The organism is Cellulosimicrobium sp. 22598 (assembly GCF_052044445.1).
Classification (GTDB): Bacteria; Actinomycetota; Actinomycetes; order Actinomycetales; family Cellulomonadaceae; genus Cellulosimicrobium; species Cellulosimicrobium cellulans_G.
In genome coordinates this window covers 35,744-48,595 of the sequence record NZ_JBQEMZ010000005.1, presented here as the reverse complement: position 1 = coordinate 48,595, position 12,852 = coordinate 35,744, and the positions used below count along the sequence as shown (strand labels likewise).

At 75.1% G+C, this 12,852-nt stretch carries 12 protein-coding genes and 1 tRNA gene; 8 read left to right on the top strand and 5 right to left on the bottom strand.

From position 1 onward, the window contains the following. Positions 1–16: 16 nt before the first annotated feature. The 6 genes from ACTJIY_RS07030 to ACTJIY_RS07005 all read left to right on the top strand — a co-directional run bounded on the left by ACTJIY_RS07030 (position 17) and on the right by ACTJIY_RS07005 (position 7,006). Positions 17–1,183: a Gfo/Idh/MocA family protein gene (locus ACTJIY_RS07030; RefSeq protein ID WP_253055343.1), complete on the top strand. Its 1,167-nt coding sequence runs from the start codon at positions 17–19 to the stop codon at positions 1,181–1,183. Between the two features lie 71 nt (positions 1,184–1,254). Next, on the top strand, positions 1,255–2,466 hold the full coding sequence (locus tag ACTJIY_RS07025; RefSeq protein ID WP_440674033.1) for a dihydrodipicolinate synthase family protein: 1,212 nt from the start codon (positions 1,255–1,257) through the stop codon (positions 2,464–2,466). 295 nt (positions 2,467–2,761) lie between these two features. Then, positions 2,762–5,083: a heavy metal translocating P-type ATPase gene (locus ACTJIY_RS07020; protein ID WP_440673974.1), complete on the top strand. Its 2,322-nt coding sequence runs from the start codon at positions 2,762–2,764 to the stop codon at positions 5,081–5,083. A 92-nt stretch (positions 5,084–5,175) separates the two neighbouring features. Beyond that, positions 5,176–5,646 (top strand): hypothetical protein, encoded by a 471-nt coding sequence (locus ACTJIY_RS07015; RefSeq protein ID WP_440697226.1) that lies wholly within the window; start codon positions 5,176–5,178, stop codon positions 5,644–5,646. 65 nt (positions 5,647–5,711) lie between these two features. Further along, complete coding sequence (locus ACTJIY_RS07010; protein WP_440673972.1) at positions 5,712–6,311, top strand: DUF305 domain-containing protein; 600 nt, start codon at positions 5,712–5,714, stop codon at positions 6,309–6,311. A 98-nt stretch (positions 6,312–6,409) separates the two neighbouring features. Continuing rightward, on the top strand, positions 6,410–7,006 hold the full coding sequence (locus ACTJIY_RS07005) for an alpha/beta hydrolase family protein (RefSeq protein ID WP_440673971.1): 597 nt from the start codon (positions 6,410–6,412) through the stop codon (positions 7,004–7,006). A 17-nt stretch (positions 7,007–7,023) separates the two neighbouring features. Here the strand turns inward: ACTJIY_RS07005 and ACTJIY_RS07000 are convergent, their stop codons facing one another. After that, positions 7,024–7,560 carry an rRNA adenine N(6)-methyltransferase family protein gene (locus ACTJIY_RS07000; protein WP_353707659.1) on the bottom strand — a complete coding sequence of 179 codons (537 nt, stop codon included), beginning with the start codon at positions 7,558–7,560 and terminating at the stop codon, positions 7,024–7,026. A gap of 158 nt (positions 7,561–7,718) precedes the next feature. On the opposite strand from ACTJIY_RS07000, the gene ACTJIY_RS06995 reads away from it, so the two are divergent. Further along, positions 7,719–8,465: a hypothetical protein gene (locus ACTJIY_RS06995; protein ID WP_440673970.1), complete on the top strand. Its 747-nt coding sequence runs from the start codon at positions 7,719–7,721 to the stop codon at positions 8,463–8,465. A 4-nt stretch (positions 8,466–8,469) separates the two neighbouring features. On the opposite strand, the gene ACTJIY_RS06990 is transcribed toward ACTJIY_RS06995, so the two are convergent. From ACTJIY_RS06990 to ACTJIY_RS06975, 4 genes are all read right to left on the bottom strand, one after another. Continuing rightward, complete coding sequence (locus ACTJIY_RS06990; protein ID WP_440673969.1) at positions 8,470–8,676, bottom strand: hypothetical protein; 207 nt, start codon at positions 8,674–8,676, stop codon at positions 8,470–8,472. A gap of 302 nt (positions 8,677–8,978) precedes the next feature. Then, positions 8,979–9,051, bottom strand: a tRNA-Thr gene (locus ACTJIY_RS06985). A 112-nt stretch (positions 9,052–9,163) separates the two neighbouring features. Continuing rightward, the gene (locus tag ACTJIY_RS06980; RefSeq protein WP_440673968.1) at positions 9,164–10,711 is read right to left on the bottom strand and encodes an alpha/beta hydrolase; all 1,548 of its coding nucleotides are present in this window, start codon (positions 10,709–10,711) and stop codon (positions 9,164–9,166) included. Positions 10,712–10,800: 89 nt separating this feature from the next. Further along, positions 10,801–11,394: a hypothetical protein gene (locus ACTJIY_RS06975; protein WP_253055336.1), complete on the bottom strand. Its 594-nt coding sequence runs from the start codon at positions 11,392–11,394 to the stop codon at positions 10,801–10,803. Positions 11,395–11,523: 129 nt separating this feature from the next. On the opposite strand from ACTJIY_RS06975, the gene ACTJIY_RS06970 reads away from it, so the two are divergent. Next, entirely contained in the window at positions 11,524–12,762 is a 1,239-nt protein-coding gene (locus ACTJIY_RS06970) for a low temperature requirement protein A (protein WP_353707587.1), read from the top strand. The last annotated feature ends 90 nt before the right edge of the window (positions 12,763–12,852 follow it).

The following is a 12,852-nucleotide window of genomic DNA, read 5'->3' as shown; positions in this document are numbered from 1 at the left end:
CGACGACGGAGTCTCGATGACCACCACCCGAACCCTGCGGATCGCGATGAACGGCGTGACGGGCCGCATGGGGTACCGCCAGCACCTCGTCCGCTCGATCCTGCCGATCCGCGAGCAGGGCGGCGTCGAGCTCTCCGACGGCACGCGCCTCCAGGTCGAGCCGGTCCTCGTCGGGCGCAACGAGACCAGGCTCCGCGAGCTCGCCGCGCAGCACGACGTCGAGCACTGGACCACCGACCTCGCCGGCGTGATCGTCGACCCGGCGACCGACGTCGTCTTCGACGCCTCGATGACGGCTCTGCGCGCCAAGACGCTCACCATGGCGATGCAGGCGGGCAAGCACGTCTACACCGAGAAGCCGACGGCCGAGACGCTCGCCGAGGCGGTCGACCTCGCGCGGCTGCGCGAGGAGACCGGGGTGACCGCCGGCGTCGTGCACGACAAGCTGTACCTGCCCGGCCTGGTGAAGCTCCGCCGCCTCGTCGACGAGGGCTTCTTCGGCCGCATCCTGTCCCTGCGCGGCGAGTTCGGCTACTGGGTGTTCGAGGGCGACCACCAGGCCGCGCAGCGCCCCTCGTGGAACTACCGCGCCGAGGACGGCGGGGGCATGACGACCGACATGTTCTGCCACTGGAACTACGTGCTCGAGGGCGTCCTCGGGTCGGTGCGGACGGTCACCGCGCAGACCACGACCCACATCCCCACGCGCTGGGACGAGCAGGGCAGGGAGTACGCCGCGACCGCCGACGACGCCGCGTACGGGATCTTCGAGGTCGAGACGCCGGGCGGGGACCCGGTCGTCGCGCAGATCAACTCGTCGTGGGCCGTGCGCGTCTACCGCGACGAGCTCGTCGAGTTCCAGGTCGACGGCACGCACGGCTCCGCCGTCGCCGGCCTGCGCCGGTGCGTCGCGCAGCAGCGCGCCCACACCCCCAAGCCCGTCTGGAACCCCGACCTGCCCGTCACCGAGCCGTTCCGCGACCAGTGGCTCGAGGTCCCCGCGAACGCCGACCTCGACAACGGCTTCAAGGCCCAGTGGGAGGAGTTCCTGCGCGACGTCGCCGCCGGCCGCCCGCACCGCTACGACCTGCTCTCCGCCGCGCGCGGCGTCCAGCTCGCCGAGCTCGGGCTCCGCTCGTCCGCCGAGGGCCGCCGCCTCGACGTGCCGGAGATCGTGCTGTGACCGCGCCGACGACCGAGGCTCCCGGCGCGCGCGAGCTGCGCGACCGGGACGGCAGCGGCGCCGTCGTGCGCCTGCCCCGCTTCGCCGACGGCGGCCGCGTCGCCGGGACCGAGGTGCGCGAGCTGCTCGTGCCCGGCCCGTGGACGACGCCGGACGCGCCCTTCACGTCGCGCGTCGCCTTCGCGGCCGCGCACGTCGTGCCGCACGTGGGCGCGGAGAACGTGCCCGGCGCGCCCGCCGTCGTCGACTGGGACACGACGCTCGCCTACCGGCACCGGCTCTGGGAGCACGGGCTGGGCGTCGCCGACGCGATGGACACCGCCCAGCGCGGCATGGGCCTCGACTGGGCCGCGACCCGGGAGCTCGTGCGCCGGTCGGCGGCCGAGGCGCGAGCCGTCGGCGGTCGCGTCGCGTGCGGCGCGGGCACCGACCAGCTCGACCCGGCCGTCGTCGCGGGCTGGGAGCCGGGCGACCCCGCCGCGCTCGCCGCGGTCGCCGACGCGTACCGCGAGCAGGTGCACGTGGTCCAGGACGCGGGCGCCCAGGTGGTCGTCATGGCGTCGCGCGCGCTCGCCCGCGTCGCCCGTTCCCCCGAGGAGTACGCGCGCGTCTACGACGCCGTGCTCGCCGAGGCCGACGCGCCCGTGATCCTGCACTGGCTCGGGACGATGTTCGACCCCGCGCTCGCCGGGTACTGGGGCACGGGCGACGACGTCGCCGCGGCCACCGACGTGTTCGTCGACCTGGTCCGCGCCCACCAGGGTCGCGTCGACGGCGTGAAGGTGTCGCTGCTCGACGCCTCGCACGAGAAGGGCCTACGCGCCCGCCTCGCCGCGCTCGACCCCGCCGCAGGAGGCGCCGTGCGCCTCTACACGGGCGACGACTTCCACTACCCGGAGCTCGTGGTCGGCGACGGCCGGGCGCACTCCGACGCGCTGCTCGGCATCTTCGCGGCGATCTACCCCGCCGCGTCGACGGCGCTCGGCGCGCTCGACGCCGGCCACCCCGACCGCGCGCACGCGATCCTCGCGTCGACGGAGGCGCTGGGGCGCCACGTGTTCGCCGCGCCGACGCACTACTACAAGACGGGGATCGCGTTCCTGTCGTGGCTCAACGGCACGCAGCCCGCGTTCCAGATGGTCGGCGGCCTGCAGTCGGGGCGCTCCGTCGCGCACCTCGTCGCGCTCGTCCGGCTCGCCGACCGCGCCGGGCTGCTGCTCGACCCGGACCTCGCCGCACGCCGGACGCGCGCGTTCCTCGAGGCGCACGGGGCGGCGGCGTGACCACCGTGGCGTGCGGCTCGCTCCCGACGCACGCCGCGCCGTCGCGGCCGTGGCCGACCGCTCCGCCCGCCACGCCCTGCCGCACCTGACGGCTCCCGACCGGCACCCGACGAACCACCGGGCCCGCTCAGGCCCACCCTCTCGCGGCCCGTGCGTCGCTCGGCTCTCCCGCCGAGCGGCGCACGGGCTGTCCTGCGTCGGCCCACGACACCCCCGAGGGGGTTGACGAATCGGACATGGCGGGGCATGATCGTGGGCAGAGCATACCCCCTAGGGGTATCTGGGAGGAGGAACGGTGGACCACCGTACGGAGCATGACCACGGGCACGGGCCCGGTCCGGGCACCGACGACGCGCACCAGGGGGCGCACGCCCACCAGGGGGCGCACGCCCACCACGACGCCCACGCACCCGCCGCGCACGCGCCGGCCCACGCGCACGCGGAGCACGACCGCGCGGGCCACGCCGAGCACGACGCGCACGCCGGGCACGACATGCCTGACCACGACGACCATGCCGGGCACGACATGTCCGGCCACGGGGGCCACGCCGGGCACGACATGACGGGCCACGGAGGTCATGGCGACCACGTCGGGCAGTTCCGGCGCCTGTTCTGGGTCATGCTCGTCCTCGCGGTGCCGACCGTCGCGCTGAGCCCGATGTTCGCGATGCTGCTCGGCTACGACCTCCCCGACGCCGCGTGGCTGCCCTGGGTCTCGCCCGTGCTCGGCACGGTCATCTTCTTCTGGGGCGGACGGCCGTTCCTCACGGGCGCGGTGGGCGAGCTCCGCGGTCGCAAGCCCGGGATGATGACGCTCATCTCGCTCGCGATCACGGTCGCGTTCGTGTCCTCGCTCGGGGCGAGCCTCGGGCTGCTCGCGCACGAGCTCGACGTGTGGTGGGAGCTCGCGCTCCTCGTCGTCATCATGCTGCTCGGCCACTGGCTCGAGATGCGCTCGCTCGCCCAGACGGCGTCGGCGCTCGACTCGCTCGCCGCGCTCCTCCCGGACGAGGCGGAGCGGGTCGCCGAGGACGGGAGCGTGACGACGGTCGCGCCGACGGACCTGCGCGTGGGCGACCTCGTCGTCGTCCGCCCGGGCGGGCGCGTCCCCGCGGACGGCGAGGTCGCGTCCGGGTCGGCGGACGTCGACGAGTCGATGATCACCGGGGAGTCGCGGCCCGTGCGTCGTGCCGTCGGGGACGCCGTCGTCGCCGGAACCGTCGCGACGGACGACGCGCTGCGCGTGCGGATCACGGCCGTGGGCGAGGACACCGCGCTCGCGGGCATCCAGCGTCTCGTCGCCGACGCCCAGGCGTCCTCGACCAAGACCCAGCGCCTCGCCGACCGCGCCGCCGGCTGGCTGTTCTGGTACGCGCTCGGCGCGGCCGCCCTGACGATCGGCCTGTGGCTCGTCTTCGGCACGCCCGAGCAGGCGCTGATCCGCGCGATCACCGTGCTCGTCATCGCGTGCCCCCACGCCCTGGGCCTCGCGATCCCGCTCGTCGTGTCGCTCGCGACCGAGCGCGCCGCGAAGGCCGGCGTCCTGGTGAAGGACCGCCTCGCGCTGGAGCGCATGCGCACCGTGGACACGGTCCTGTTCGACAAGACCGGGACGCTGACGGCGGGCGAGCCCGTCGTCGCGCACCTCGCGACCGCGGGCGGCACGACCGAGGACGAGCTCCTCGCGCTCGCCGCCGCCGCCGAGGCCGACAGCCAGCACCCGCTCGCGCGGGCGATCGTCGACCGTGCGTCCGAGCGGGAGATCGACGTCCCGCAGGCGACCGACTTCCGGTCGCTCACCGCGGTCGGCGTCGAGGCGACCGTCCCTACCGCCGGGGGTGCGCGCCGCGTCGCGGTCGGCGGCCCCGCGCTCCTGCGCGAGCGCGGGCTCGACCCCCTGCCCGACGCCGAAGCCTGGGCGCACGACGGCGCGACCGTCCTGCACGTGGTGGCCTCGCCCGCCACGGCCCGTCCGGACACGAGTGCTCACGAGGGCCACGGGCACGCGGCGGGCGAGGTCGTGGGCGCGTTCGCCCTCGCGGACGCGATCCGTCCCGAGTCGCGCGAGGCCGTCGACGCCCTGCACCGGCGCGGCATCAAGGTCGTCATGATCACGGGCGACGCCGAGCCCGTCGCCCGCGCGGTCGGGCGCGAGCTGGGCATCGACCAGGTGTTCGCGGGCGTGCGCCCCGAGGACAAGGACGCGAAGGTCGCGGAGCTCCAGCACGACGGCCGCGTCGTCGCGATGGTCGGCGACGGCGTCAACGACGCCCCGGCGCTCGCGCAGGCGGACGTCGGCATCGCGATCGGCGCGGGCACGGACGTCGCCATCGCGTCGGCCGGGGTGATCCTCGCGAGCTCCGACCCGCGCGCGGTCCTGTCGATCATCGAGCTGTCGCACGCGTCCTACCGCAAGATGCAGCAGAACCTGTGGTGGGCCGCGGGCTACAACATCGCGGCCGTGCCCCTCGCCGCGGGCGTGCTCGCGCCGGTCGGGTTCGTCATGCCGATGGCCGTGGGCGCGATCCTCATGTCCGCCTCGACGGTCATCGTGGCGCTCAACGCGCAGCTCCTGCGCCGCATCGACCTCGACCCGGCGCGGCTCGCCTCCCGGTGACCTCCACGTCGAGCACGAGGTTGCTGTCGTTCTCGCCGCGAGAACGACGGCAACCTCGTGCTCGCGGACGAGGAGGGTCGTGGTCGGCGGTCGTGCTCGTGGGACTGCTGGCGGCCGCGGTGCTGTGGATGCACGTCCTCGCGGGGAGCAGCACGCATCACGGCGTCGCGCTGCCCGACGTCGGACCCGCGCACGGCGGTCCGGTCGCCCTCGACGGTCCGACGGCGTCAGGCGGCACCTTCGCCGGGGACGGCGAGTCCCCGCACGCCGCCACCACGCTCGGCCTGGACGCCGGCACGGCTGCCTCCGGGCTCGGCCGGGACGACGCCACGCCAGCCTCCGGGCCAGGTCCGGCCCTCTCGGCGGGAGCGGACGCGCACGGCGGCACGGGGCCGCTGTGCCTCATGGTGCTCGTCGCGCTGGTGACGCTGGCCGCGCGAGCCGCGCCGCGCCGTCGGACGCCGTGGCACCCGACGCGCGGTGCCGCGCCCGTGCTCGACGTGCGGACCGCGCTCCCGGACCGCCCGCCCGACCTCCGTGCGCTGGGGATCAGCAGGACGTAGGCCGGCGACGGCCCCGTCCTGGGCGCCCACGCGCGCCCGCTGCACCCCACGAACGGAGATCGACCATGACACGCACCGCCCGCACGACCCTCGCCGCGCTCGCGCTCGGCACCACGCTCGCCCTGGCGGGCTGCTCCGACGCCGGCACCGGAGACGCCGGCGAGCAGCCCGCGGGCACGCCCACGAGCACCGCGCCCGCGAGCGCCACGACGGCGTCCGCCGCCGACGTGATGTTCGCGCAGATGATGATCCCGCACCACGAGCAGGCCGTGGAGATGTCCGCGATCGTGCTCGCGAAGGACGGCGTCGACGAGCGCGTCGTCGCCCTCGCCGAGCAGATCGAGGCCGCGCAGGCCCCGGAGATCGAGCAGATGACCGCGATGCTCGACCGCTGGGGCGCCGACCCGTCCGGCGGCGACCACGCCGGGCACATGGGCGGCATGCTCGACGACGACGCGCTCGCCGCGCTCGAGGCCGCGCCCGCCGAGGAGGCCCAGCGCCTCTTCCTGGAGGGCATGGTCGAGCACCACGAGGGTGCCGTCGCCATGGCGCAGGACGTCCTCGCCGAGGGCGAGGACCCCGAGGTGCTGGCGCTCGCGGAGGAGATCGTCGCGACGCAGCAGGAGGAGATCGACGCGATGCGCTCGCTGCTCGCCGAGCTCTGACCCGCCGAGCACGACGTGGGTGTCGTTCTGAACGCCGTCGCGACACCCACGTCGTGCTCGACCGCGAGGAACGTCGTGCTCGCTGCGAGACTGGGCAGGTGACCACGCCGACCCCCGACCGGCCCGTCGCCGGCGTCCTGCTCACGCCGGGCGCCGGCGCGAGCCGCGACCACCGCGCGCTCGTCGCGATCGACGACGCGCTCGCCGCGCTCGACCCGCCCGTACCGGTGCGGCGCGTCGACTTCCCCTACCGGATCGCGGGCAAGCGGATGCCCGACCGGCCGCCCGTCGCGATCGCCCACGTGCGCGCGGAGGCCGAGGCGTTCGCCGCCGAGCTCGGCACGACGACGGACCGCCTCGTGCTCGGCGGCCGCTCGTACGGCGGGCGCATGTGCTCGATGGCCGTCGCCGAGGGCCTGCCCGCGGCCGGGCTCGCGCTCGTCAGCTACCCCCTGCACCCGCCGGGCAAGCCCGAGCGCCTGCGCACCGAGCACTTCCCCGACCTGCGCGTGCCCGTGCTCCTCGTGTCGGGGCGCACGGACCCGTTCGCGACGCCCGACGAGCTCGCCGAGCACACCGCCGCGATCCCCGGCCCGGTCACGCGCGTCGAGCTCCCGGGCGCGCACGACCTCAAGGGCCAGGACGCCGCGGTGTGCGACGCGCTCGTCGCGTGGCTCGCGACGCTCGGTCGCTGAGCTCGACGCGAGAACCCTCAGCGCCGCCGGACGCGGAGCACCGCCGCGTCGACGCGCGGCGGCGGCCGGAACGCCGAGCGCGGCACGGACCGCGCGACCTCGACGGCCCAACGCCGTGCGGCGCGCCCCGCCGTGCCCTCGCCCGCGGCGATGCGCCGCGCGGCCTGCCGCTGCACGACGACGTCCGCCGCGACGAGCGCGGATCCCCGCGCGAGCACGCGAGCGAGCAGCGGCGACGTCAGCCCGAACGGCGGGTTCGCGACGACGCGGAACGGGCGTCGCGGCAGGCGCAGGTCGGCGAGGTCGACCTCCAGGACCGTCACGTCCGCACCGGCGAAGCGCTCGCGCAGGGTATGGGCGCGGCGCGGGTGCAGCTCGACGGCGAGGACTCGCGCGCCCGCGGCCACGAGGTGCCGCGTGAGCGCCCCGTCCCCGGCCCCGAGATCGAGGACGAGCTGACCCGGACGCACCCCGGCGTCGTCGACCACGCGCGCGGCGTGCTCAGCGGTGAGCGGGTGCCATCCCCACTCGCGTCGCGAGGCCGGCCCGGCCACGACGCACCATCGTCATGAAGAACATGACGGCCACGCTAGGACGGCGCGAGCGTCGAGGTCGAGCGATTTGTCCGGGCCCGAAACCGCGCTTTCCGACGGCGCACCCGGACTGCGTACGATGTGCCGCGGACCACGCCCGAGCCGACCCGGAGGTGATGATGCGCGCCGCTGGCCGACTGCTCCCGCTCGCGACCCTGGGGGTCGTCACGGCGGCGCTCGCGGCGGCGCCGGCGGTGGCCGCCGATCGCGACGGCGGCGGAGGGCTCACCGTCACCGTCGACACCGTGTCGTTCGACGCGAGCCGGCTGCACGAGGGGCCGGGGTGGCTCGGGTACGTCGTGACCTCTCCCGACGGGTCGCACGCGCGCCACCTCGGAGACGGCTACTCCCGGGAGGACGCCGCCGACGGCGTGCTGGAGCTCGACGTCCCGCGGCGAGGACAGTACAGCGACGGGTACTGCATCAGCTGGGTCATGGTGACGGGCATCGACCAGCAGTTCGCGGAGTGGAACGGCGACGCCGCCGTCTGCACGACCACCGCCACGCCCGCGCCGACGACGCCGCCCCCCGCTCCCGTGACCGAGGCGCCCGTCGAGGCGCCTCCTGCGGTCGAGGCCCCCGCGCCGGTCGTCGAGGCGCCCGTCGGGACGGCGGACGCGCCCGAGCCGGAGGTGACCGAGGAGCCGACGCAGGAGCCGACGACCGAGGCGCCCGTCGAGCCCTCTCCCGAGCCCACGACGGCCCGGCCGGAGCCGTCACGCACGCCGCTCACGTCAGCCGCGGAGCGCATGGCGCCTCCCCCGCCCGCGGAGGAGGCGTTCCCGACGCTCGCCGTGGTCGGCGTCGGCGGGCTCGTCGCCGCGGCGGCGGGCGGCGCGATCCTGCTGCTGCGCCGCGTCGGCTGAGCGCTCAGCGCGTGCGCGGCGCGGCGCTCCTGGACGCGCGGCGCTGCCACCGCACCAGCTCGTCGACGTCCCCCGCCGTGTAGTCCGGGTCCGACGGGTCGTGCGCCGCGACGGCGGGGCGCGAGAAGCGTGCGGCGCGCCCGGTCAGCGGGCGGGCGGCGCGCGGGGTCGGCGTGTCGGTCTCACGGAGCGTCGCCGGGCTCTCGACCATCGTGGGCCTCGTCTCGTCGGGTGGCATCGGCACCAGCCAAGCCCGGGAACGCGTCCGTCCGGTGACGAGAGTCCGTCCAGCAGGCGAACAGTCGACGGAGGCTGGTCGCGGAGATCTCGTCGCTTCCCGACGGCGGTCAGCCGACCGGGTGCGCGCGGGAGCCACGCCGCGTGGCACGTACCCCGAGACCGCCGCGCCACGAGCCCCGGAGTTTTCAGCGATCAACGCGCTGCTCGCCGCCTCGGGCGCCTGGCCCGGACATGACTGAGGCCCGGAATCGTTGAGATTCCGGGCCTCGTCGGAGCCGCCTAAGGGAATCGAACCCTTGACCTATTCATTACGAGTGAATCGCTCTGCCGACTGAGCTAAGGCGGCGTGCTACGTCCCGGTCCGCTCCGCGAACCGCTGGCAACGAGCGCCTACTGTACCCAACGACCGGGCCAGATTCCAAAGCGGCCCCGTCGGCCGCCGTCGGGCGCCCGTGGCGTCAGCAGCGCAGCCCGTCCTCGGGCACCGTCCCGTCCACCAGGTAGGCGTCGACGGCGTCGCCCACGCACGCGTTCGCGCGGCCGTAGGCGGTGTGGCCCTCGCCCTCCCACGTGAGGAGGACGGCCGAGTCGAGCGTGTCCGCGAGGCCCTCGGCCCACACGTACGGGGTGGCGGGGTCGTTGGTCGTCCCGATGACGACGATCGGCGCGGCGCCCTCGGCGTGGAGGTCGAACTCCTGCTCCACCACGGGGTAGGCCCAGCCGTCGCACGTGAGGCCGCCGAACGCGAAGAAGTAGCCCATGGTGGGCGCGGCCTCCTCGAGGCGCTCGAGCTGGGCCAGCATCGCGTCGGGGTCGTCGTCCTGGCGGCCGTCGAGGCAGTTGACGGCGCGGAATGCCTCCGACGAGTTGGACGCGTACGTGCCGTCGGGGTTGCGGTCGTTGTAGAAGTCGGCGAGGTAGAGCAGCAGGTTGCCCGTGCCCTCCTCGAACGCCTCCGTGAGCGCCTGCGTGAGCACCGGCCAGCTCTGGTCGTTGTAGAGCGTGACGGCGACGCCGTAGAACCCGAGCGTCTGCGTCACGCGGCGGTCCGAGTCGGTCGGCAGCGGGTTCGCCTTCGCGGCGTCGAGGAGCGAGCGGATCTGCCGCATCCCCGCGTCGGTGTCCCCGCGCAGCGGGCAGTCGCCCCCGGCCTGGCAGTCCTCGACGTACGCGCGCAGGGCGTTCTCGAACCCGACCGCCTGCTGCTCGGAGATCGTGTCGGGGTCGAGGCTCGTGTCGATCGCGCCGTCGAGCACGAGGCGCCCCACCTTGTCCGGGAACAGCCCCGCGTACGTCGCGCCGAGCTGCGTGCCGTAGGAGTAGCCGAGGTAGGCGAGCTTCTCGTCACCGAGCACGGCCCGCAGCATGTCCATGTCGCGCGCGGCGCTCTGGGTGTCGACCTGGCCGAGCAGGTCGCCCGTGTTCTCGGCGCACGCGTCGGCCCAGGCCCGCCGGTCCTCCGCGAGCGCCTCGAGCCCCGCCTCGTCGGTGTCGAAGTCGCGGGCCAGGGACTCGTCCTTCGCCGCGTCGTCCAGGCACACCACGGGCGAGGACTGCCCGACGCCGCGCGGGTCGAACCCGACGAGGTCGTAGGCCGCGGTGACACGCTCGCCGACCGTCGGGGCGAGGGTCGTGACGAAGTCGATCCCCGAGGCCCCGGGACCGCCCGGGTTGGTGAGGAGCGAGCCGATGCGCTCCCCCGTCGCGGGCTGGCGCTTCACCGCGAGCTCGATCTCGCCCGCCTCCGGGTCCTGCCACGAGAGCGGGGCGCGCGCCGTCGCGCACTCCCAGCCCGCACCGCAGTCCTCCCAGGCCAGGCTCTGGCCGTAGAACTCCTCGAAGCCCTCCGGGCCGGTCTCGCCCGTGCCGGACGCGGCGGCCGCGACGTCGTCCACGGGGGTCTGCTGCTTGGGCGGCACGGAGCACGCGCCCAGGACGAGGGCCAGCACGAGGGTCGCGGCGCCGGCCAGGGAACGTCGAGCAGCGCGGGAGAGGGGCGTCGTCACCCGCACACGGTAGCCGCTCCCCCGACGCGCGCAGGACGGTCCCGCCGGGGCGGGACCGTCCTTTCACGCGCTCTTCACCGCAGGGGCGGCTACTCCTCGACCCAGGCCGACTCGCCGGTCGTGCCGTCCGCCGCGGGCGGGACGACGACGGTCCCGCGGTCGCCGAGGACGACGCTCACCTCGCCGCTCGCGTCCACGTCGTCGGGCACCCCGACCACCGAGGTCGCCGGCACGTAGTCCATCGTGCACGGCGTGTCCGGGGCGATCTCGACGAACGTCACGACGACGTCGCCCCCCTGGACCGCGGCCTCGTCCTCCGCGAGCACGGGGCACGTGCTCGACCCGTACGTCACGACGAACAGCAGCCCCGGCTCCGCGCTCCACGCTGCGCCCGTCCCACCCTCGGTCGGCGCGTCGACGCCGGGCGGCAGGCCCATGCCGTGCGCGCCCGCCACGACGTCCATCGTCCCGGCGTCGGGCAGGCCTTCCTCCTCGGAGGCGTCGTCCGACGGCTCCTCGGACGCGTCGTCGCTCGGCGCGGTGGACTCCTCGGAGGCGGACGCGTCGTCCCCGCCGCCGTCGGTCTCGGAGGCGCACGCCCCCAGCAGGCCGACCGCGAGGACGAGCGAGAGCGCGGACGCGGTGCGAGCCGTCCGGGAGACGGGGCGGCGGACGGGGACCATGAGCACTCCTCGGTCGGCGACGGTAGCGCGACCATCGTGGGCCCTGGTGGGCGGTCGTGCGCGGCGAACCGCGACGCGCCGGGCGATCGTGACCGGACGGTGACCCGGCGACGGTGGGAGCATCCCAGCATGGACGCTCCGCTCACGACGCCCGGCACCGGGCCCGCCCCCCTGCGCTGGGGCCTGCGCACGGACCTCCGGAGGCACGGCGACGGCGGCGACTCGAGCCGCGTCGGCTACGTCGAGCTCTTCTTCGACCTGGTGTTCGTCTTCGCGGTCACGCAGCTCTCGCACGGCCTCATCGCCCACCCGGGCGCCGAGACCCTCGTGCACACGCTCGTCCTCGGCGTCGCGGTGTGGTGGGTGTGGGTCTTCACGATGTGGGCCACCAACTGGCTCGACCCCGAGCGCGTCCCCGTGCGGGCGATGCTGGTCGTCCTCATGCTGCTCGGCCTGGTGCTCGCGAGCGCGATCCCCGAGGCGTTCGGCGACAAGGCCCTGCTCTTCGCGGTGATGCTCGTGACGATGCAGGTGGGGCGCAGCGCGTTCGTGCTGGTCGCCCTGGGCCGGGTGTGGCCGGAGAACGCGGTGAACTTCGCCCGCATCACCACGTGGTTCGTCGTCTCGGGCAGCCTGTGGATCACCGGGGCGCTCGTCGAGGAGCACCGGCTCGTGCTGTGGGCGGTCGCGTGCGTGATCGACCTGGCGGGACCGCGCGCGATGTTCTGGCTCCCGTGGCTCGGGGCCTCGCGCGCGAGCACGTGGGTCGTCCGGGGCGAGCACATGGCCGAGCGCGTGAGCCTGTTCGTCATCATCTGCCTGGGCGAGTCGATCATCGTGACGGGCGCGGCGTTCGCCGAGCTGCCGCTCGACGCGACGACCGTCTCCGCGTTCTGCTCCGCGTTCGCGAGCACGGTGCTCATGTGGCTGCTCTTCTTCGACCGCTCCGAGCGGCGCGCGACCGAGTACTTCACCTCGCGCGACGAGCGCGGCATGGTGGCCCAGACGGCGTACACCTACGTGCCGTTCGTCATCGTCGCCGGGATCGTGCTCACCGCGGTCGCGGACGAGCTGGTCCTGCTGCACCCGCTGGGGCACGCGGGCCACGCCGACGCGTGGACCGCCGCGCTCGTGTGCGGGGCGGCCGCGACCTACCTCGTGGGCAACGCGCTGTTCCGCCGCGCGGCCGGCGGGCCGTGGTCCCTCCCGCACCTGCTCGGCGCGGCAGCGGTCGGCGCGCTCTACGCGACGCACGGGTGGCTCACGCCCCTCACCCTCAACTGGGTCACCGACGGCATCCTCCTCGCCGTCATCGTCGGCGACGTCGTACGCGCTCGTCGTCGGGTGGCGACGGAGGAACCCGGGTGATCCGCCCCGAGAGACGAGGTACGGCCGCTTCGTGCGCTTCACCCGGCTTTCGCCGGGCGCGAACCCCCCATCGTCGCTAGGTTCGCCCTG